Annotated in this window: 17 protein-coding genes and 4 pseudogenes; 11 read left to right on the top strand and 10 right to left on the bottom strand. The window is 60.5% G+C overall.

Features of this window, described 5'->3' with window-relative positions; all coding sequences use genetic code 11:
• Nucleotides 1-6: 6 nt before the first annotated feature.
• Nucleotides 7-2309, bottom strand: a pseudogene (gene parC / locus E2K80_RS17525) (DNA topoisomerase IV subunit A).
• Between the two features lie 140 nt (nucleotides 2310-2449).
• On the opposite strand from parC, the gene E2K80_RS17520 reads away from it, so the two are divergent.
• From E2K80_RS17520 to E2K80_RS17490, 7 genes are all read left to right on the top strand, one after another.
• Nucleotides 2450-3046 carry an SH3 domain-containing protein gene (locus E2K80_RS17520; RefSeq protein ID WP_135376168.1) on the top strand — a complete coding sequence of 199 codons (597 nt, stop codon included), beginning with the start codon at nucleotides 2450-2452 and terminating at the stop codon, nucleotides 3044-3046.
• Nucleotides 3047-3209: 163 nt separating this feature from the next.
• The gene (locus E2K80_RS17515; protein WP_135376167.1) at nucleotides 3210-4040 is read left to right on the top strand and encodes an SDR family NAD(P)-dependent oxidoreductase; all 831 of its coding nucleotides are present in this window, start codon (nucleotides 3210-3212) and stop codon (nucleotides 4038-4040) included.
• Between the two features lie 164 nt (nucleotides 4041-4204).
• On the top strand, nucleotides 4205-4414 hold the full coding sequence (locus E2K80_RS17510; protein ID WP_135376166.1) for a twin transmembrane helix small protein: 210 nt from the start codon (nucleotides 4205-4207) through the stop codon (nucleotides 4412-4414).
• A gap of 5 nt (nucleotides 4415-4419) precedes the next feature.
• Nucleotides 4420-4992 (top strand): cob(I)yrinic acid a,c-diamide adenosyltransferase, encoded by a 573-nt coding sequence (locus tag E2K80_RS17505; RefSeq protein WP_135376165.1) that lies wholly within the window; start codon nucleotides 4420-4422, stop codon nucleotides 4990-4992.
• A gap of 121 nt (nucleotides 4993-5113) precedes the next feature.
• Nucleotides 5114-5773, top strand: a complete 660-nt coding sequence (gene trhA / locus E2K80_RS17500) for a PAQR family membrane homeostasis protein TrhA (RefSeq protein WP_135376164.1) — start codon at nucleotides 5114-5116, stop codon at nucleotides 5771-5773.
• A 137-nt stretch (nucleotides 5774-5910) separates the two neighbouring features.
• Nucleotides 5911-6672: an electron transfer flavoprotein subunit beta/FixA family protein gene (locus E2K80_RS17495; protein ID WP_135376163.1), complete on the top strand. Its 762-nt coding sequence runs from the start codon at nucleotides 5911-5913 to the stop codon at nucleotides 6670-6672.
• The gene (locus tag E2K80_RS17490; RefSeq protein ID WP_135376162.1) at nucleotides 6672-7601 is read left to right on the top strand and encodes an electron transfer flavoprotein subunit alpha/FixB family protein; all 930 of its coding nucleotides are present in this window, start codon (nucleotides 6672-6674) and stop codon (nucleotides 7599-7601) included. The genes E2K80_RS17495 and E2K80_RS17490 overlap by 1 nt, the downstream gene beginning before the upstream one ends.
• A gap of 50 nt (nucleotides 7602-7651) precedes the next feature.
• Here the strand turns inward: E2K80_RS17490 and E2K80_RS17485 are convergent, their stop codons facing one another.
• Entirely contained in the window at nucleotides 7652-8473 is an 822-nt protein-coding gene (locus E2K80_RS17485) for a DUF6473 family protein (RefSeq protein WP_135376161.1), read from the bottom strand.
• 181 nt (nucleotides 8474-8654) lie between these two features.
• On the opposite strand from E2K80_RS17485, the gene E2K80_RS17480 reads away from it, so the two are divergent.
• Nucleotides 8655-9530: a 3-hydroxybutyryl-CoA dehydrogenase gene (locus E2K80_RS17480; protein WP_135376160.1), complete on the top strand. Its 876-nt coding sequence runs from the start codon at nucleotides 8655-8657 to the stop codon at nucleotides 9528-9530.
• Nucleotides 9531-9586: 56 nt separating this feature from the next.
• On the opposite strand, the gene E2K80_RS17475 is transcribed toward E2K80_RS17480, so the two are convergent.
• The 7 genes and pseudogenes from E2K80_RS17475 to E2K80_RS17445 form a co-directional block, all read right to left on the bottom strand.
• Entirely contained in the window at nucleotides 9587-10477 is an 891-nt protein-coding gene (locus E2K80_RS17475; RefSeq protein WP_210405491.1) for a lysophospholipid acyltransferase family protein, read from the bottom strand.
• A gap of 48 nt (nucleotides 10478-10525) precedes the next feature.
• On the bottom strand, nucleotides 10526-10807 hold the full coding sequence (locus tag E2K80_RS17470) for an HPr family phosphocarrier protein (protein WP_135376158.1): 282 nt from the start codon (nucleotides 10805-10807) through the stop codon (nucleotides 10526-10528).
• Nucleotides 10804-11195 (bottom strand): annotated as a pseudogene (locus E2K80_RS17465) (PTS sugar transporter subunit IIA). The gene E2K80_RS17470 and the pseudogene E2K80_RS17465 overlap by 4 nt, the downstream one beginning before the upstream one ends.
• Before the next feature lie 17 nt (nucleotides 11196-11212).
• Nucleotides 11213-12093 (bottom strand): annotated as a pseudogene (gene rapZ / locus E2K80_RS17460) (RNase adapter RapZ).
• A gap of 173 nt (nucleotides 12094-12266) precedes the next feature.
• Complete coding sequence (locus E2K80_RS17455) at nucleotides 12267-12743, bottom strand: serine kinase (RefSeq protein ID WP_135376157.1); 477 nt, start codon at nucleotides 12741-12743, stop codon at nucleotides 12267-12269.
• Nucleotides 12744-12746: 3 nt separating this feature from the next.
• Nucleotides 12747-14480 carry a sensor histidine kinase gene (locus tag E2K80_RS17450; RefSeq protein ID WP_135376156.1) on the bottom strand — a complete coding sequence of 578 codons (1734 nt, stop codon included), beginning with the start codon at nucleotides 14478-14480 and terminating at the stop codon, nucleotides 12747-12749.
• Complete coding sequence (locus E2K80_RS17445; RefSeq protein ID WP_135376155.1) at nucleotides 14481-15182, bottom strand: response regulator transcription factor; 702 nt, start codon at nucleotides 15180-15182, stop codon at nucleotides 14481-14483.
• Nucleotides 15183-15485: 303 nt separating this feature from the next.
• Between E2K80_RS17445 and E2K80_RS17440 the strand changes: the two genes are divergently transcribed.
• Nucleotides 15486-17084 carry a phosphoenolpyruvate carboxykinase gene (locus tag E2K80_RS17440; protein ID WP_135376154.1) on the top strand — a complete coding sequence of 533 codons (1599 nt, stop codon included), beginning with the start codon at nucleotides 15486-15488 and terminating at the stop codon, nucleotides 17082-17084.
• Entirely contained in the window at nucleotides 17081-17653 is a 573-nt protein-coding gene (locus tag E2K80_RS17435; RefSeq protein ID WP_135376153.1) for a DUF3859 domain-containing protein, read from the top strand. Before E2K80_RS17440 ends, E2K80_RS17435 begins: the two co-directional genes overlap by 4 nt.
• A gap of 248 nt (nucleotides 17654-17901) precedes the next feature.
• Here E2K80_RS17435 and E2K80_RS17430 read toward each other — a convergent pair.
• Nucleotides 17902-18572: pseudogene (locus tag E2K80_RS17430) on the bottom strand (sulfite exporter TauE/SafE family protein).
• A 256-nt stretch (nucleotides 18573-18828) separates the two neighbouring features.
• On the opposite strand from E2K80_RS17430, the gene E2K80_RS17425 reads away from it, so the two are divergent.
• Nucleotides 18829-20520 carry an acyl-CoA dehydrogenase family protein gene (locus tag E2K80_RS17425; RefSeq protein ID WP_135376152.1) on the top strand — a complete coding sequence of 564 codons (1692 nt, stop codon included), beginning with the start codon at nucleotides 18829-18831 and terminating at the stop codon, nucleotides 20518-20520.
• Nucleotides 20521-20779: the final 259 nt, after the last annotated feature.

Genomic DNA, 20779 nt, shown 5'->3' with positions numbered 1-20779 from the left:
CTGCCTTCAGGTGAACCGATTATCCCTGGGAAACCCGCGCGGGGCCATACGGCCCGCGCTGGCGCGCTTGCCCATCCATTCGGTCAAATCGGTTTCCGTCCGCGTGCGGCCTGCCGGATCACTCCAGCTCAACCCCTCGGACAGACCAAAGGCGCGGGCGTCAGACAGGCCCCCGTCTTTGTATTTCTGCAGCCGCACACCTTTGCCGCGGCCCATTTCGGGCAGCTCCTCCAGCGCGAAAACCAGAACCTTGCGGTTCTCACCAACTGTGGCGATGTGATCATCGCCAGCCGCCAGGGGTTTGCAGACCTTCGCGGTCACATCTCCCCTGACATTCAGCACCTGCTTGCCTGCGCGGGTCTGCGCCACCACATCGGCCTGCGGCACCACAAACCCGTCCCCCGCCGAAGAGGCGACCAACAGTTTGCCGTCAGGCTGATGAATGAACAGATCCACGATTTCGACCTCATTGGGCATGTCCACCATCAGGCGAACAGGTTCCCCCATCCCACGGCCTCCGGGCAAATTTGTGGCAGAAATCGTGTAAAAGCGGCCATTATTCCCGAAACATAACAGCTTGTCGGTGGTTTCCGCATGGAAGGCGAAACGCGGCGCGTCGCCATCGCGGAATTTCAACTCGCTGCCCAGGTCGATATGGCCCTTCATGGCGCGGATCCAGCCCATTTGAGAGCAGACCACAGTGATCGGCTCACGCTCGATCATCGCCTCCAGCGGCACCTCTTCCACCTCTCCGGCTTCGGCAAACTGGGTGCGACGGGCGCCGAATTCGGTGGTTTTGCCAAATTGCTTGCGGATGTCTTTCAACTGGTCGGTGATGGCGGACCACTGGATATCGTCGTTTTCCAGCAGGTCTTCGAGGCCCGCGCGCTCTTCCATCAGCGCTTCCTGCTCGCGCAGCAATTCCATCTCTTCCAGCCGCCGCAGGCTGCGCAGGCGCATGTTCAGGATCGCCTCGGCCTGCACATCGCTCAACTCCCCTTCGCCCGGGGCGGGGTTTTGTAATCGGCCTCATCGCGAGCGCGGGTGAAATCGCGGCCCCAATCCTCGCGCATCAGCGCCGCTTTGGGGTCATCATCATAGCGGATGATGTCGATCACCCGGTCCAGATTCAGAAACGCGATGATAAAGCCTTCCAGCACCTCCAGACGATGGTCGATCTTTTCCATCCGGTGCCGGGACCGGCGGATCAACACATCGCGACGATGGTCAAGAAAGGCGCGCAAAACCTCTTTCAGGCTACACACTTTCGGCGTGCGCCCGTCGATCAGCACATTCATGTTCAGGGAAAACCGCGTTTCCAGATCGGAATTGCGATACAGCATGCCCATCAGCAGGTCTTTGTCGACGGTCTTGGCGCGGGGTTCCAGAACGATGCGGATGTCATCGGCACTTTCGTCGCGCACATCGGCCAGGATCGGGATTTTCTTGGTCTGGATGACCTCGGCCAGTTTCTCGATCAGTTTCGATTTCTGCACCTGATAGGGGATCTCGGTGACCACGATCTGCCACTGGCCCCGGCCCAGGTCTTCCACCTCCCATTTTGCGCGCAGACGGAAGGCACCGCGCCCGGTGCGATAGGTCTCGGCCATGCTTTCGGCGGGCTCGACAATGACGCCGCCGGTCGGGAAATCCGGGCCTTTGACATAGTTCAGAAGCGTATCATCCCGTGCATCCGGCACTTTGATCAGATGCAGGCAGGCCGCGATCAGCTCATCGAGATTATGGGGCGGGACATTCGTGGCCATGCCCACGGCAATGCCCGATGACCCGTTGGCCAGAAGGTTGGGCAGGGCTGCGGGCAGCACCTCGGGCTCTTCCAGCGTGCCATCGTAATTGTCGCGGAAATCGACCGCATTCTCTGCCAGACCTTCCAGCAGCGCCTCGGCCACCGATGTCATCCGGGCCTCGGTATAGCGGCTGGCGGCCGGGTTATCGCCGTCGATATTGCCAAAGTTCCCCTGCCCGTCGACCAGCGGGTAGCGAATGGTGAAATCCTGCGCCAGACGCGCCATCGCGTCATAAATCGCGGCATCGCCATGGGGGTGGTAATTGCCCATCACATCGCCGCTGATCTTGGCGGATTTGCGAAACCCCCCGGTCGAGGACAGGCGCAATTCCCGCATCGCATAAAGAATGCGCCGATGCACCGGTTTCAGACCGTCCCGCGCATCGGGCAGGGCACGGTGCATGATCGTGCTCAACGCATATTGCAAATAGCGAGACCCGATCGCCCGGCTCAGCGATTCGCTTTGGTCTGCGTTGTCGTCTGGCGTGTTCTGCTCGCTCATTTGAACCTGTGATACGCAAGCAACGACCAACCGTAAAGGAACCAAACGAGACAAAGCTGCGTTTTTTCCCCGTGTCAGAATCGCTGACAGCGCCCTAGAGATGGGTTTGTATTTGAAGACGACCTTTAAGGATTACTGCCATGATCCGCCTGACCCTTTTGTTATGCGCCATAATCTACAGCGGAATGATCATATTTTCCGACCCCGCGACACGCGATGTTGAGACACCGGACGGGGTAAGCACCCGGGCCGAATTTGACCCCTCTGTCGCCTTGCCGACACCCCATGCCCCGCCTGTGCCGCAGATTGCCAACAGCACAGGCACCGCCCAGGTGATCCGCGCGGCGCTTGTGGACCCTGCACCACAGCCACCGGTCCCGGACGCGCCGGTGATGACCCTGACCGGCCCGGATGGGGAAATAATCGCGATCAGCGCCGTGATCCGGCCATCACAGGCGGAAAACGAGATCATCAGCCTGACCCGTCCTGCCGCCCCCGCAACCACACCGGCGGCCGAGATCGCAGAGGCGCCGCGCCCGGTGGTCTATGTCACCGGTCGCCGGGTGAATATGCGCGCCGGGCCATCCACCGGAACGGCGGTGATCCTGTCACTTGGGTTCGGGGCCGAGGCTGAGCAGATCGGCGACGTGACCGATGGCTGGGTCCAGATCCGCGATCTGGCGTCCGATCAGACCGGCTATATGGCCGAGCGCTTTCTGTCCGCTGACCGTCCCTGACACCATTGCCCTGACGCGGCCCGTGCCCTATAGCTTTTTGGGTTTAACCTGAAACAGACCGCATCGAAAACGCGTTCGAGCCAAAGGCGAGAGGCAGCTTTTTTCGATGCAAGGCTGACCCGAAACGCTTTAGGCATGGGGCCGCAATCCAGACGAGGGCAGCATGGCAAAATCCATCCTGATCACGGGCTGTTCCTCAGGCCTGGGGGAAGATGCGGCACGCAGGCTGCACGCGCGCGGATGGCGGGTGTTCGCCACCTGCCGCAAACCCGAAGATGTGGCGCGGCTAAAGGCCGAAGGGCTGGAAAGCTTCGTGCTGGATGTGGCCGACCCCGACAGCATTGCGCAAGGGATGGCCGAAACCCTGCGCCGCACCGGCGGAACGCTGGATGCGCTGTTCAACAATGCGGGCTATGGATTGCCCGGCGCGATGGAAGATGTGCCGCCGGGCGCCCTTCGTGAGATTTTCGAGACCAATGTATTCGGATTGCATGACCTGACCTGCCGGGCGGTGGCGGTGATGCGGGCGCAGGGCGGGCATGGGCGGATTGTCCAGCATTCCTCGGCCCTGGGGCGGATGTTCCTGCGCTGGCGCGGTGCCTATACCGCCAGCAAACACGCGGTGGAGGGGTTGGCCGACAGCCTGCGGCTGGAATTGCGGGATACGGAAATTTACGTCTCGATCCTGAACACCGGCCCGGTGACATCAAAGTTCCGGGTGAATTCGATCCCCGGATTCGAGACCTGGATCGACTGGGAAAGCTCTGCCCTTGCGGATCGCTATCGAACCGAGTTGATCCACCATCTGTATCAGGACACGGGCAAAGCGGCCTTCCAGCTGGAACCGCCCGCCGTGACCGCCAGACTGATCCACGCGCTGGAGGCCCGCCGCCCCCGCGCCCGCTATTTCATCACCACCGCCACATGGATTGTCGAGATTGCACGGCGGGTGCTACCGCAACGGGTGTTTGACTGGATTCTTGCAAAGGCCTAAAGCAGAAATCATTTCATCTGAATCAAAATTCGCTGTCTGCGGGTCAGCAAGACGCTGATACCGAATGCGAATTTTGATGAGTGATGGTGCAGAACAAACGATTTCGCTATAGCCAAACCGGGCCAGGCCCCTAGATGTCCAGATACCGCATAAAAGGATATGCCATGCTTTCCGACCCGCTGTTCATCATCGTGGCCCTGGCTTGTTTCGGGGTGCTGGTCATATTGCTGATGGGCGTCAATTCGTTTCGTATCGGCGGAGAGTATAACCGCAGGAACGCCAATAAATTCATGCGCTGGCGGTTGCTGGCACAGTTTGTGGCGGTATTGCTGATCCTCGCCTTTGTCTATTTCCGTCGTCAAACAGGGGGCTGACCCGAATGGTCGTTCTGAACAAGATCTACACCAAGACCGGCGATGCCGGGGAAACCGCCCTGGGCGATGGCAGCCGGGTGGCGAAACATTCAATGCGGGTTGCGGCCTATGGCACGGTGGATGAGCTGAACGCGACGCTTGGCATCGCCCGGTTGCAGGCCGAAGGAGAGATGGATGACAGGCTGGCCGCGATCCAGAATGACCTGTTCGATCTGGGCGCGGATCTGTGCACCCCGGGGATGGAGAAAGACAGCGCCCGGGAATATCCGGCCCTGCGGATCACCGAGGCGCAGGTTCTGCGCCTTGAGGCCGAGATTGACGGGATGAATGCAAAACTGACGCCCCTGCGCAGTTTCATCCTGCCCGGCGGCACGGCCCTGGCCGCGCATCTGCACATATGCCGCACGGTCGCACGGCGGGCCGAACGGATGAGCGTGGAACTGGCCACCATGGAATCGGTGAACCCCGAGGGGGTGAAATACCTCAACCGCCTGTCGGACTGGTTTTTTGTCGCCGGCCGGATCGCCAATAACGATGGCAAGGATGATGTGTTATGGATTCCAGGTGCGAACCGCTGAAAGCGGCGAGGGCTCCGGGTCAATCGGAACACGCCCCCCTCACGCGGCTGTCACGATATGATCAATTGACCCGTCACCATTCCGCGTTAGGCTGACATCCTCATTTTCCGAAGGCCACCGCATGCTGCAACGCCACCCTCCAGACGTCTATTCCCGCGCCGAATATGTTTCTGATGCCGTGGTGCATGTCTCGGGCCTGTCTGCGGCGATGATCGGCGGGCCGGTGATGATCACCCTGGCCGCTGTCTGGATCGGGGATGCCACGATCACCACCGCCACAACCGTCTATACGCTTTGCCTGATCGCGATGCTGTTCTGTTCGGCGCTTTACAACATGATCCCGGCGCCTGCGTGGCAGGACTGGCTGCGCCGTATCGACCAGTCGGCGATCTATCTCAAAATCGCCGGAACCTATACACCCGTGGTGGCGCTGGCGGGCAGCCATGCGGGCTGGTTTCTGGCGGGCATCTGGGGCGTGGCGCTGACCGGCGCCTCGATCATTCTGTTCAGTGCCCGGCACCGCCGCTATCTGGCACTGGCGCTTTATCTGGGTCTGGGCTGGGCCGGGGTGGCCTTTGGCGGTGCGGCCCTCGCAGGGTTGAGCCAGGCAGCGATGATCCTGCTTCTGATCGGCGGGCTGACCTATACTGCGGGCGTGGTCTTCCATATCTGGCAGGCGCTGCCGTTTCACAACACCATCTGGCATGTCTTCGTTCTGATCGCGACCGGCCTGGTCTATGCGGCTGTGTTTGTCCAATTGGTCCACGCTTCCGGGGTCTGATGTCGTAACGCGGCGTCTGAGCAGGGGCAGGGGTCGATTTTGGGCTGTTTTCGCCTGAGCAAGAACGATAACACAGCTTGGGAACGGAGAAGTGGCCGGGCAATGCGCACCGGCCCATGAATAGGAGAGACGTGGCGATGAAGGTCTTGGTGCCTGTGAAGCGCGTGATTGACTATAACGTGAAGGTCCGGGTGAAAGCGGACGGGTCCGGGGTCGATCTCGCCAATGTAAAAATGTCGATGAACCCGTTTGACGAGATTGCCGTGGAAGAGGCGATCCGCATGCGGGAGGCAGGCAAGGCTGAGGAGGTCGTCGCCGTCTCGATCGGTGTCAAACAGGCGCAGGAAACCCTGCGCACGGCGCTTGCCATGGGTGCGGATCGTGCGATCCTTGTCATTGCCGCAGAAGATGTGAACCAGGATATCGAGCCGCTGGCGGTTGCGAAAATCCTGAAAGCCGTGATTGACGAGGAACAGCCCGGTCTGGTTCTGGCGGGCAAGCAGGCCATCGACAATGATATGAATGCCACGGGTCAGATGCTGGCCGCCCTGCTTGGCTGGTCACAGGCCACTTTTGCCTCGGCCATCGAGATCGAGGGCGACACCGCGAATGTGACCCGCGAGGTTGATGGCGGGTTGCAGACCATCGCGGTCAAGATGCCCGCCATTGTCACCGTCGATCTGCGCCTGAACGAGCCGCGCTATGCCTCGCTGCCGAACATCATGAAAGCGAAGAAAAAGCCGCTGGACGAGAAAACCGCCGCAGATTACGGCGTCGATGTTGCACCGCGTCTTGAGGTTCTGAAAACCACTGAACCGGAAAGCCGAAAGGCCGGTGTCATGGTTGGCTCGGTGGATGAGCTGATCACGAAACTCAAAGACGAAGCGGGGGTGATCTGATGGCTGTTCTTGTTCTTGCCGAAGTGACAGATGGGGCCTTGGCGATGGATGCCACGGCCAAGGCCGTAACCGCCGCCGCAACCCTGGGCGATGTAACGCTGCTTTGTGTGGGTGCAACGGCCAAAGAGGCGGCGGATGAAGCCGCGACGATTTCGGGTGTGGCCAAGGTGCTCTGCGCGGAAGATGCGATATATGGCCACCGTCTGGCCGAACCCACAACCGGTCTGATCGTATCGCTGGCCGGTGATTACAGCCATATCGCCGCCCCCGCGACGACAGATGCCAAAAACATCATGCCCCGGGTCGCCGCGATGCTGGATGTGATGGTGATCTCTGACGCGATTGCGGTGGTGGATGCGGATACATTTGACCGTCCGATCTATGCGGGCAATGCGGTGCAGACGGTGAAATCCACCGATGCCACCAAGGTCATCACCTTCCGCACCTCGACCTTTGATGCGGCGCCGACCGGTGGCAGCGCCCCGGTCGAGGCAATCGGCGCGGCGGCGGATCCGGGCCTGTCTTCCTGGGTTGAAGACAAGGTCGCGGCCAGTGACCGGCCCGAACTGACATCGGCAGGGATCGTCGTGTCCGGCGGGCGCGGCGTAGGATCGGAAGAACAGTTCGCGATTATCGAGGCGCTGGCCGACAAGCTGGGGGCCGCTGTCGGGGCCTCCCGTGCGGCGGTCGATTCGGGCTATGCCCCGAATGACTGGCAGGTGGGGCAGACCGGTAAAGTTGTGGCCCCCGACCTTTATATCGCGGTCGGCATTTCCGGCGCGATCCAACACCTTGCCGGTATGAAAGACAGCAAGGTGATCGTCGCGATCAACAAGGATGAAGAAGCCCCGATCTTCCAGGTGGCGGATTACGGGCTGGTCGCAGACCTGTTCGATGCGGTGCCGGAACTGACCGGCAAGCTTGGCTGAGCCTTTGTAAAATCAGACAGGAAAGCCCGCCGATGACCCGGCGGGCTTTTTTATCCTGCCAGACACGGGGCCAGCATCTCAGCCGCGCGGTCATGCAGATGCGGACCCGGCAAAGCCCGTGCGGCACCGGCCTCTCCCGGGGCGAAGAACATACCGCGCGTGGGGTTCACCCGATCTGTTTCATCGGCGACCGAAAAGCTCAGCGTGGTTGCCTCTCCGGCGATGTCTTCCAGCATCTCCTGACCGATGAACAGCGGATCCGTGCCAAGGGTGCCATCGCGGGGCTGCTCATCCGGGCGATGATCTGCGATCCACAGCAGATGCAGCGGCACGTTGATCTGCCCGATCACCTGGCGCATCCGTGCAACCCAGGCCTCACGCACCTCCTGCACCACGATCGCGAACCTGTCTTCTGACAGAATCTGCAAACTCGACAGCATGTGGCGTGTAAAATGAAACTCGGTGAAATCCACGTCGCGATAAACCGTCTGCAACAGGCCAGAGGCTTTTACAAACCGGTCATTGCGGCGCGGATGCACCCGATAGAACCGATTGTTCAGATTATGGGCCCCCATGATCTGCAACACCACCGCCTCGGCCCCGGTCATCACCCCTGCAATCGCCGGGTCATGCAGCAGCAGATCAAGGCCCGCATTCATCACACCCATATTCACAACCGGCCTGTTCAGGGCCCGGGACAATTGTTCTGGGAACGGCGCACTGACAAATTTCCCATAGGTTTCCGACCCGCCCAGACACAGCACATAAGGCTGGCTCAGATCCGCCGCCGGACCACGAAACATCACCTGCGATCCGGGATATTGCACCGGATCGTATTCAATGGGGCCATGCCCCGGTTGCGCAAAGCTCATCGCCTGCTCCCACCTAATTTCGACTCACCCGCCTCCAGATGGGCCGGGAGCCGTTTCCATTTGGCTAAACAACCAAGTTGAATGGGTTTTTCACAGAATCTGTCACGCCCCTTGGCCCTTGTGCGCGGGCCATCGCCGCGCCTATGGTGCGGCGGAAATCGGATGCTGGAGGATGCCGGACATGGACGTTCAGAAAATCGGGATTGTCGGCGCGGGGCAAATGGGCAACGGCATTGCCCATGTCTGTGCACTTGCAGGCTATGAGGTTGTTCTGAATGACATTTCCCAGGACATGCTGAACAAGGCCATGGGTCTGATTGACCGTAATCTGGAACGGCAGGTCAGCCGCGAAAAGATCTCGGCCGAGGAGAAATCCGCCGCCATGGGCCGGATGTCGACGACCCTGCGCCTGGCTGATCTTGGCCCTTCGGACCTGATTATCGAGGCCGCGACAGAACGCGAAACCGTAAAACAGGCGATATTTGAAGACCTTCTGCCGCATCTGAAACCCGAGACAATCCTGACCTCGAACACCTCGTCAATCTCGATCACCCGGCTGGCCAGCCGCACGGACCGGCCTGAGAAATTCATGGGGTTCCATTTCATGAACCCGGTGCCGGTGATGCAGCTGGTCGAACTGATCCGTGGCATCGCCACCGATGAAGAGACCTTCGCGGCCTGCAAGGCGGTGGTTGACACACTTGGTAAAACTTCGGCCACAGCCGAGGATTTCCCGGCTTTCATCGTCAACCGCATTCTGATGCCGATGATCAACGAGGCGGTCTATACGCTTTATGAAGGCGTGGGGAATGTGAAATCGATCGACGAATCCCTGAAACTGGGGGCGAACCACCCGATGGGGCCGCTGGAGTTGGCCGATTTCATCGGGCTGGATACCTGTCTGGCCATCATGAATGTGCTGCATGACGGGCTGGCGGATACGAAATACCGGCCCTGCCCGCTGTTGACGAAATATGTCGAAGCCGGATGGCTGGGCCGGAAGACCGACCGGGGATTTTACGATTATCGCGGGGACACGCCGGTTCCGACACGGTGAGGGGTTGGGCGTTTCCGCGCGGAAAACATCTGGAAAACCCGCGTTTTCCGACCCTGTCAGGTCTGGTCCGGGTTCTCTTTCAAAGACAAGGTCCGCTCCCGCAGCCAGCCCATGAACTGGCGCGGGTTGTCCGCATGACCATCCCAGTCTTCAGGCCGGATCGGGTTTCCGATGATCGGTGCCTGGGGTTTGTCGAACGCATGAACAACCTCATGGATCAGCAGCCCCTGACGCAAAACCGATGAAATCTGGTTGGCGGCCTGATACCAGCGCGAATTTGACCCCTGAAAATAGCATGGCACCACCGTGGCACCGGATTTGCGGATCATCTTGGCGGTGAAGACATTCCATTCCGCCTCGATCACAGGACCGAACATGGTTTTCGAGGTTGCCACAACGCCCGAGGGAAAGAGCGCAATCAGCCCTTTCTGCTCCAGATGCGTCATCGCCTGTTTGCGCATCTCGATCATTTTCTGCTGGGATTCAGGCTCATGCGGGAACGGCACGGGGATCATGTAACTGCCCGCGCTGTCATCAATCCCGGTCAGGATCGAGCGACTGAGAATACGGTAATCATCCCGCCGTCGGCCGATCAGATCGGCCAGGATCATCCCATCGACCAGCCCATGCGGATGGTTGGCAACGAACACAACCGGGCCGTCAGCCGGAATCCTGTCAAGCTGCGCCTGCGGCGTCTGCAGCTCGATCCCCATGGCTTTCATCGTCGCGGGCCAGAACGCCCGCCCTGCGGGCGCGCCCATACGTTCAAACCGGCGCACCCGGCGCAGAATGGTCAGCTTGCCGGTCAGCCATTCAAGCGTCTTGATCGAATGGCGCGTCACCGCATTATCAAACGAGTTGGCGTATGTCAGGGTGCGATGGTCATAGACAATAGAAGGGCGCCGGCCTGCGGGCCGGTTTCTGGGCTTTACTGTGGGCGTGGTGATATCTGTCAACGCACCCGGTCCCCCCGGATTTTTTCCCTTGGCACGGGGTCAGTTGCCTTCGCCAAACTTGTCGGCCACCAGGGCCTCCAATGCGTCAGCCAGCGCCTCGGCATCCGTGCCACATGTTTCAACCTCAATAGAGGTTCCAAGCGAAGCTGCCAACATTAAAAGCCCCATGATCGAATCCCCGGCAGCACTCAGCCCATCGCGGCGCACCGTGGCCCGGGCCTCAAACGTCTCGACAACCTCGACAAATTTCGCCGAGGCACGGGCGTGCAGGCCCTTGATATTCACGATCTTCAGATCGCGGGTCACCGGCGCGGTGCTCATTCAGGGGCTCCGTCGAAACTGTCGATATAGCGCCGCCCGGCCTCTGCCGCCCGGCTGACAGCGGTCTCTACAGGCAAATGACGGGATTTGGCCAGCTTTATCAGCATCGGCAGGTTGACCCCGGTCAGGATTTTGCGGTTTTGCGGGCGGCAGGCCCTGAGCGACAGGTTCGAGGGGAGCCGCCATACATATCGGTGACCACCACCACCCCGTCGCCGGTATCCACACGATCGGCGGCATCGCAAATCTCGGCCGTACGGCGGGCGCGGTCATCGTCAACCCCGACAGGGATCGCCACCATGGTCGCCTGATGCCCCACCACATGTTCGGTCGCGCTCAACAACTCCCGTGCGAGCCCCCCATGCGCAACAATGACAATACCGATCAATTCGTATGCTTCCCGGCTTACGGCGTCTGGATCACGCCCCGCCTCTCCAATTCACGATGTCTTTTAGATACCTGCCACCCGGCACGCGCAAGATGGGTGGCCAGATTTTCGGCCATGGCGACCGATCTGTGTTGCCCGCCGGTACATCCGAACGCGACATTGAGATGGCTTTTGCCCTCGTCCCGATAGGCGGGAAGCAGGGTTTCGATCAACTGGGTGACCTGATCGGCGAAGGGGGGAAAGCGCGGGTCTGCGGCGATATACTCTGCCACCGCCGTATCGCGCCCGTCGAGAGGGCGCAGATCCTCCTGCCAATAGGGGTTGTTCAGAAAGCGACAGTCAAAGACCAGATCCGCACCGGTCGGCAGGCCGCGCTTATAGGAAAAGGACTGCACCGACAGCGCCAGTTTCTGATGCCCGCCCGCGGCGAACCAGCGATTGATCTCGGCCCGCAGATCATGGGGGTCATATCCGTCGTGTCGATCAGAATGCCGGCGCGGGCGCGGACCGGGGCAAGCAGATCCTGCTCCAGCCCGATGCCCAGCATCGGCTGCCCCTCGGGTGCCAGAGGGTGGCGGCGCCGGGTTTCGGAATAGCGTCGCTCCAGCACGTCTGCGGCACAGTCGAGATAGACCAGATCAGACAGGATGTCAGGGTCTGTGGCCATCCGGTCCACCGCCGCGATCAGGGCCTGGGCACTGTAATCGCGGTTTCGCGGGTCAGTGCCAAGCGCCAGGGGGCGGGTGATCGGCGGCCCTTCCAGCAGGCGCGGCAACAGGCTGAGCGGGAGGTTGTCGATCGCTTCATAACCCAGATCCTCCAGGGCGCGGATCGCCGTGGACCGGCCCGCGCCCGAGGGGCCCGAGACAAAGACAACCCGCGTGACGTCCTCGGCCATGGCGGCGGCAGTCTCGGGCGGGCTGGGAGGCTGGGCATCATTCATGGCTTACCCTCGCGCAGATGAAGATTGGGGTCTATAGATTCGAACGGATATTCGGAACCATATCCTATCACCTTTTCGTATGCGGCCTGACCGGGCTGGGGCATTGCCGGGGCCTTTGGTCCGGCATTTCAGCCCGCATAACCGCCGCGCAGATATTGTATCAGCGCCGCCCAGAGCATCGGCTGGCCAGCGCCATGGATCAACGGGGCGCAGGCTGCGCCCCAACTGATTGCACGCCGGGGGGGCAGGCGCGCCGGTTCTGGCTGATCAAGATCGACCGCCAGGCGCAGGGGCACCGGGCCTGAGGCCGGTTCAGCGGCCAGCAGGCCCATATGACGCGCTTCGATCAATGGCGGGGCTGTCGCGGGGCGATGAAGGGTCAGGATATCCTCAACCCGGGTGACCCGCACCCCGTCATCGGCAATCAGCACAGCCCCATGCGCCATCAGGGCAAGCGCCAGGGCCGATTTGCCGGAGCCCGAGGCCCCAAGCAGCAACAGGCCCTGCCCGGCAAGACTGACCGCCGTACCGTGGCAGTGAAGATAAGTGTCGAATGCTGTGCCGTAAGCATCAAGCGGGCAGATCAGGTCAGGTGCTGCGCCCACCGGTCAGACCGGCAGGCCGACCACGAAACGCGCGCCGAACGGTTCCGAGGTCACATCCACCTCGGTCGGGCGGATATTTTCGGCCCAGATCACGCCGCCATGAGCCTCGACAATCTGTTTCGAGATCGCCAGTCCAAGGCCCGAATGATCGCCGAACTGCTGCTCCGGGCGTTCGGAATAGAACCGGTTGAATACCTTGGTCAACGCCTCTTCGGGAATGCCCGGGCCAGTGTCTTCCACGACAATCAGAACCCGGTTCTGGCGTTTTCGGGCCCATAGGCGCACTGCATCGCCAGGCTCACAGAACGATATGGCATTGGTGATCAGGTTCACAAATACCTGCGCCAGACGTCCCTCAAGCCCATTGATCACCGCCGGCTCTGCCGGCAGATCAGCGATGAAATCTATCCCGGCCTTTTCGGCCAGTTTCTGATGATGGGTGCCCAGATTTTCCAGCATATGGATCAGGTCAAATTCTTCCTCTTCCTCTTTCACCAGATCACTGTCGAGCCGGGAGGCGTTGGAGATATCGCTGACCAGCCGGTCCAGCCGCTTCACATCATGTTCAATGACTTCCAGCAGGCGATTGCGCTGATCCTCGGTCCGGGCCACGCGCATGGTGCCAACCGCCGATTGCAGCGAGGCCAGCGGATTCTTGATCTCATGAGAGACATCGGCGGCGAATTGTTCGTTTGAATCGATCCGGTCATAAAGCGCATCCACCATGCCGCGCAACGCACCGGACAGGCGCCCGATTTCATCCGGGCGCCCGGTCAGATCGGGAATGCGCACGCGGGTCGGGCTCATCTTGCGGGCGTTTTTATCGCGGCCAAGTTCAGCGGCGGCAGACAGATCCGACAGCGGGTTGGCGATGGTGGAGGCCAGAACCAGGCTGAGCCCGATGGAGACCAGCAGCGCAATGACGAACATCTGCAACAGCTGTTCGCGTTCGGCACGCACAAGCTGATCAATCTCACCGGCCGCCGTGGTCACCGCCACCACGCCGACCAGACCGGTCGCACCTTCAATCGGGGTGGCCGCGACATAGATCGTGCCCGCCATTTCAACCCCGCGACGCAATACCGTGCCGCCGGTCACCACATCCTCCAGCAGGGCGCGGGCCAGAACCTCATTATCGGTGACCGGTTGTGGCGTCTCCCGATTTGACAGGACCGAGGCGATTCCATCCCAGACGCTGTTCAGGAAATCGGTGATCAGCATCGACCGGCCCCGCCGGTCATCCACAAGGCCCTGCACCGGGCGCACCGGGTTGCGCGCCACCGTATCGGTGGAGGCGACCAGCACACCCGAAGGGGTATAGATAAAGACATCCAGCCCTGCGGTCAGCCCGATCCGGCCCAGCACCTCCTCCGGGTCGATCCCGTCACCGGTGTTCAGGTCGGCGGGGGCGTTCCGCGGCAGGCTGGCCTCAAACACATCGGCGATCAGCTGTGCCTCAATCGCAAGCCCGCGCTCCCGCTGCAACACCAGACTGTCCCGGAACGGGTTAAGGTAAAGAACCCCTGCCACCAGCACCACAATGGCCAGCAGGTTGAAGATGATGATCTTTCGTGCCAGGGGCGAACGGTTCAGCGACCGCATGCCCCGACGCTGTCGCGCGGCGCGCAGCTCGGATTCGACCGCGCCCTGCGGTCGATCCCAGTCTTCACCAAGCACGATATCGCCGCGGTCGCGGGCGCGCCTGTTGGTCATTGAAAGATCAGAGGCCAGAGTCATCTACTCTTCGTTGTAACGATAACCGATGCCGTACAGGGTTTCGATGGCCGAAAACTCACCATCCGCCTGACGCATCTTTTTGCGCAGGCGTTTGATATGGCTGTCGATCGTACGATCATCGACATAGACCTGTTCATCATAGGCCACATCCATCAGCTGATCGCGGGATTTCACGAAACCGGGCCGTTGCGCCAGCGCCTGCAACAGCAGGAACTCGGTCACGGTCAGGGATACGTCATTACCCTTCCAGGTCACCGCGTGGCGCAAAGGGTCCATCGACAATTCACCGCGCACCAGAACCTGGCTTTCCTCGGGCGTGTCCGTGGCATCGGATGCAATCGCATCCTGACGGCGCAGGATCGAGCGGATACGTTCCACCAGAAGACGCTGCGAGAAAGGTTTCCTCACGTAATCATCCGCGCCCATGCGCAGGCCCATCAATTCATCAATCTCATCATCCTTGGAGGTGAGAAAAATGACCGGCACCTTGGATTTCTGGCGCAGACGCTGCAACAGGTCCATGCCGTCCATACGGGGCATCTTGATATCCAGAACGGCCAGTTCCGGCATCCGCCGGGTAAACGCGTCCAGCGCGCTTTGGCCATCATTATACGTCTCGACCTCGAAACCCTCTGCCTCAAGGGTCATGGATACGGAGGTCAGGATATTTCTGTCATCATCGACAAGCGCGATCCTTGACATGGTGTCATCCCTTATGCTGCTCAAGTTGCCTTATTTTTTCCTCATTCTCAGGTTTTCACGCTTTAGAATCAATCGCTAACTTGCGAATCATCGCGCCATGACACCCCAATTCAGGCCTTTTCGACGTTAATGCCGCCCTAATGATGCAAAAATGTTTCGCTTTGGTTGCGCTAACTGTGCCTTTGCGACCTGTTCATGAATAAAATCGCCATGTTATAGGGGCCGTGCTGCGGGGAGTATCGACCCTCGCCGACGGGATTTCCACCCCCCAGAACCGGACCCATTCGGGCAAGGAGCTTGCAGATGACAATCGGATATGTGAACCCGGCTGAAACGCTGGACCAGCAAGGCATTACCGGTCTGGACACGGTCTATTACAACCTGCTGGAACCCGCGCTGATACAGGAAGCCCTGCAGCGCAACGAGGGCATATTGGGTCAGGGTGGCGCCCTGCTGGTGACCACGGGCAAACATACCGGCCGGTCCCCCAATGACAAATTCGTCGTCCGCACACCACTGGTCGAAGATACGATCTGGTGGGAAAACAACAGCCCGATGGACCCAAAAGCCTTTGATCAGCTGCACAGCGATATGCTGGAGCATATGAAAGGTGGCGAATATTTCGTGCAGGATCTCTATGGCGGCGCCGACCCGGCCCACCGGCTGGATGTGCGTCTGGTGACCGAACTGGCCTGGCATGGTCTGTTCATCCGCCACATGCTGCGCCGCCCCGATATGGAGGAACTGGCGCGCTTCGTGCCGGAATACACCATCATCAACTGCCCCAGCTTTCAGGCCGACCCCAAGCGCCATGGCTGCCGCAGTGAAACCGTGATCGCGCTCAATTTCGACCGGAAGCTGATCCTGATCGGCGGAACCGCCTATGCGGGCGAGAACAAGAAATCGGTCTTTACGCTGCTGAATTACATCCTGCCCGGCAAGGATGTGATGGCCATGCATTGTTCGGCCAACCATGCAATTGGCAAGCCCGAGGAGACAGCGGTTTTCTTTGGGCTTTCGGGCACGGGCAAAACCACGCTCAGCGCCGATCCGGGCCGGGTTTTGATCGGTGATGACGAACATGGCTGGTCTGACACCGGGATCTTCAATTTCGAGGGTGGCTGCTATGCCAAGACCATCAATCTGAACCCCGAGGCCGAGCCCGAGATCTATGCGACCACCTCGAAATTCGGCACGGTGATCGAAAATATGGTCCATGACCCGCACAGCTTTGCGCTGGATTTCACCGATGACAGCCTGACTGCGAATATGCGCTGCGCCTATCCGCTGCATTATATCTCCAACGCATCCGAAAAGGCGCTTGGCGGGCATCCGAAAAACATCATCATGCTGACCTGCGATGCCTTTGGCGTCCTGCCGCCGATTGCCCGGCTGACCCCGGCACAGGCGATGTATCATTTCCTGTCCGGCTTCACCTCGAAAGTGGCGGGCACCGAACGCGGCGTGACCGAGCCCGAGCCGACCTTCTCCACCTGTTTCGGGGCGCCGTTCATGCCCCGCCGCCCCGAAGCCTATGGCAATCTTCTGCGCGACAAGATCGCCCATCACGATGCCACATGCTGGCTGGTCAATACCGGCTGGACCGGCGGTGCCTATGGCACTGGCAGCCGCATGCCGATCCGGGCGACCCGGGCGCTGCTGACCGCCGCGCTGGATGGGTCTTTGCAGGATGCGACGTTCCGCCGGGATCCGAATTTCGGCTTCGATGTGCCGGTCTCTGTCGATGGCGTGGCCGATCTTCTGCTGGACCCGCGCCGCACCTGGGACCGGCCCGACAGCTATGACCGGCAGGCCGGGCGTCTGGTGCAGATGTTTGTGGATAATTTCGCGCAATACATACCCTATATTGACGATGACGTGAAAGCGGCAGCCATCTCATGAGATGGCAGGGGGCAGGTCTGCGGGCCTGTGTCCTTGCGGCTGCGCTGGCCTGCATTGCGCCGGGTTTTCCGGCCTTGGCACAACCCGATGACGATAATCCGGTTATCGGACCGGGAATTGCCCGTCTGGAATACGGTGTCTATTGCGCCCAGGAGCCGGACGCGACCGAAGAGGCGCCCGGCACGGCTGCGGGTGTGGTGAATCTGGTGTCTGAAATCCCGGCGATCCGCTGGCCGCAATTTCAGGTGCCCGCCGATATCGGCATTGGCTTCGGGGTGATTATCGAGACCGGGGATGATCGCGTGCTGGACCCGGTCATCATCACCGTGACGCATCCCCCCTTCCCCGATAGCGGGATCGAGGTGGAGCAATGGCTCACCCGGATCGACGGGCAAAGCCCCAGCCTGCACGGGTTCAGTTTTGAATATGAGGCGGAACGGGTTCCCGGCGACTGGACGTTCAGCGCCAGCTATAAGGGGCAGGAGCTTTACCATGTCACGTTTCAGGTTCTGCCCGGCACTGCCATGCCCGAGTTTGCGCTCACCTGCATGGGCGGTGCGGTATCGTGATGCCGGGAAGCAGGTTTCCTCAAGGAAACCCGTGGGAATTCTCGAGAATTCCGGGCCACCCCGCAGGCGGAATATATAGAGCGAAACCGTTTAATCTGAATCGCCCTGCACCATCCTTCCGCCCGGCGGCACCGCCGGACAGCGCCCGAACCGCCCCCAAAGGGCGCGGGCGCTTCGCTTCCTACCCCTCGGTCCGGGCGCGGCCCTCTGCGTAATGTATATGTGTTGCAGAGTTTTGGGCCGAAGCTTTAGCCCATGATCCCGCGCCGCACCAGATTGGCGCCCGCAACCACCAGAACGATCAGGGTCATCTTGCGGAACAGACCCGCATCCAGCCGGTCGCTCAACCGAAAGCCCACCTGCATCCCCAGAAAGGCCGGTATCAACAGCGCAGCGGAAAACGGCGCCGTCACCGTGTTCAACACCCCTGACTGCACATGACCCAGAAACAGGCTGATCGCGCCCAGCCCATAAACCACACCCTGTACCAGCATCTGTTTGGCCTTCGGTGTTTCCAGCGCGATCAGATACAGCACCGTTGGCGGCCCCCATGTGCCGGTCAGCCCGCCAAGCCCCCCGCGAACAGGCCGACCCCCCATTCAACGCTGCGGCGGCGTGCGGGTGGCACATGAAACCGGACACCGGCAAGCTGGATCAGCGACAGAACCACAACCGGGATACCCAGAACCAGATAGAACAGTTCGGCCGGGATCATGGTCACAAATTGCGCCACGATCAGGATCATCACGCAGACAATCAAAATATAGCGCCAGTATTCAACCACCACCAGACGCGCCTCGGCCAGGCCAAACCGCAGCACCTGCAGAAAATTCGTCACCACAATCGGCAGGACGATCCCGGCGATGGCCAGTTGCGGTTCCAGAAACAGGCTGAGCCCCGAGATCATCACCAGGGGCATGGCAAAGCCGACGGCGCCTTTGACGAATCCGGCCACGAAAGTCACACCCAAGGCTGCGGCAAAGGCCCCGAGGGTCATCAGGTTCAGCGTTTCTTCCATGGTCAGACCTCTTGGGCCGGTCCAGCTATAGAGCCACTGCACCGCAAAACAAGTGCGATATTTTCGGTCTTTTTAACCGTCATTGTTGTATTTTTCTTGCGCTGCACTTGCAAAATCCTTACTCCCGGGCCAGACCCGTGATGAGAGGATATTTCCCATGCCCCATGATGGACAGCCGATGCCCGACACTCCGCTTCAAACCCCGGTTCTGCCCGATCTTCTCACCCTGACGGGGGATGCATTGGCCCCGGTTGCGGCGCTTCTGTCCAGCGCGACCGAAAGGGTACGCGACCAGGTCACCGAGGCGGGGCGCGTGTCGGCCAAGGCGATGGAGGAAAACCAGACTGCGGCCCATGGGCTGGCCTGGCTGGCCACCTATGTGGAATCGCTCCGCCAGATGCAGGGATGGGCCGAAGATTTGCAAGCAGAAGACCGGTTCGGTGAGACCGAGGCCCTGATCCACCAGATCGCCTTCGGCGAATATCTCTGGCAGATCTATGGCGGCATCCCGATGAGCCAGGGAGAGATCCTGCGGATGCAGGACCTTGGCCTGACCCAGGATGACCAGCGCGCGATGATGGCGCCTGCGGTCATGACCCTGTGCCAAAGCGGCAATACCCAGGCCGCGCGCCTGCGTCTGGTGGCACTGATGGAGGATCAGGCGGCCCATATCACCATCGGGGCCAGCGGCCTTGATGAGGAGCTGGAGATGATCCGCGAACAGTTCCGCCGCTATGCGGTCGAAAAGGTCGAACCCTTTGCCCATGACTGGCACCTGAAGGATCAGTTGATCCCCATCGAGGTGATCGAGGAACTGGCCGAAATGGGCGTGTTCGGCCTGACCATCCCCGAGGAATATGGCGGGTTTGGCCTGTCCAAAGCCTCGATGTGCGTGGTCTCGGAAGAATTGAGCCGGGGTTATATCGGTGTTGGGTCCCTTGGCACCCGTTCCGAGATTGCCGCCGAGTTGATCCTGACCGGCGGCACGGATGCGCAGAAACAGAAATGGCTGCCCCGGATCGCCTCTGCCGAAACCCTGCCAACAGCGGTCTTTACCGAACCGAACACAGGCTCTGACCTCGGCAGTCTGCGCAGCCGGGCGGTGAAGGACGGCGATGATTACCGGGTGACCGGCAACAAGACCTGGATCACCCATGCGGCCCGGACCCATGTGATGACCCTGCTGGCCCGCACCGACCCCGAGACCAGCAATTACAAAGGTCTCAGCATGTTTCTGGCCGAAAAGATCCCGGGCGATGACGCCAACCCGTTCCCGACAGAGGGGATGAGCGGTGGCGAGATCGAAGTGCTCGGCTATCGCGGCATGAAGGAATATGAGCTTGGCTTCGACAATTTCCATGTGAAGGGGGAGAACCTTCTGGGCGGTGTCGAGGGGCAGGGGTTCAAACATCTGATGGAAACCTTTGAATCCGCCCGTATCCAGACCGCCGCCCGGGCCATCGGCGTGGCGCAATCGGCACTGGATGTGGGTCTGCAATATGCCCAGGATCGCAAGCAATTCGGCAAATCGCTGATCGCCTTTCCCCGCGTCGCCTCGAAACTGGCGATGATGGCGGTGGAGATCATGGTGGCCCGGCAACTGACCTATTTCAGCGCGGCGGAAAAGGACAATGGCCGCCGCTGCGATCTGGAGGCCGGAATGGCAAAGCTGCTTGGCGCGCGTGTGGCCTGGGCCTCGGCAGACAACGCCTTGCAGATCCATGGCGGCAACGGGTTTGCGCTGGAATACAAGATTTCCCGCATTCTGTGTGACGCGCGGATATTGAACATCTTCGAGGGGGCGGCAGAGATTCAGGCGCAGGTCATCGCGCGACGCCTGTTGGGCTGATGGGAGAATGTTGGTTACAGCATGCCGCCTTAAAGCTGTGACATCACTGATCACAAATAGCCTATAGCTTCGGCCTGAAATCCTTCACCACCCCGCACCATGCTCCCGCCCGGCGGCGCTGCCCTTCGCGCTATGTATATGCGTTACAGATTACATCGAAAAACACGTTCGAGCCAAAAGCGAGAGGCAGATTTTTGATTAAAAGCCTACCCGAAAACCGCTAGAACGTGAATTTCGACGAGCAATAATACAGAATAAA

Source organism: Rhodophyticola sp. CCM32 (assembly GCF_004751985.1).
Classification (GTDB): domain Bacteria; phylum Pseudomonadota; class Alphaproteobacteria; order Rhodobacterales; family Rhodobacteraceae; genus Rhodophyticola.
Note: the sequence above shows the minus strand (reverse complement) of the source record. Positions and strands in the feature narration are given on the sequence as shown.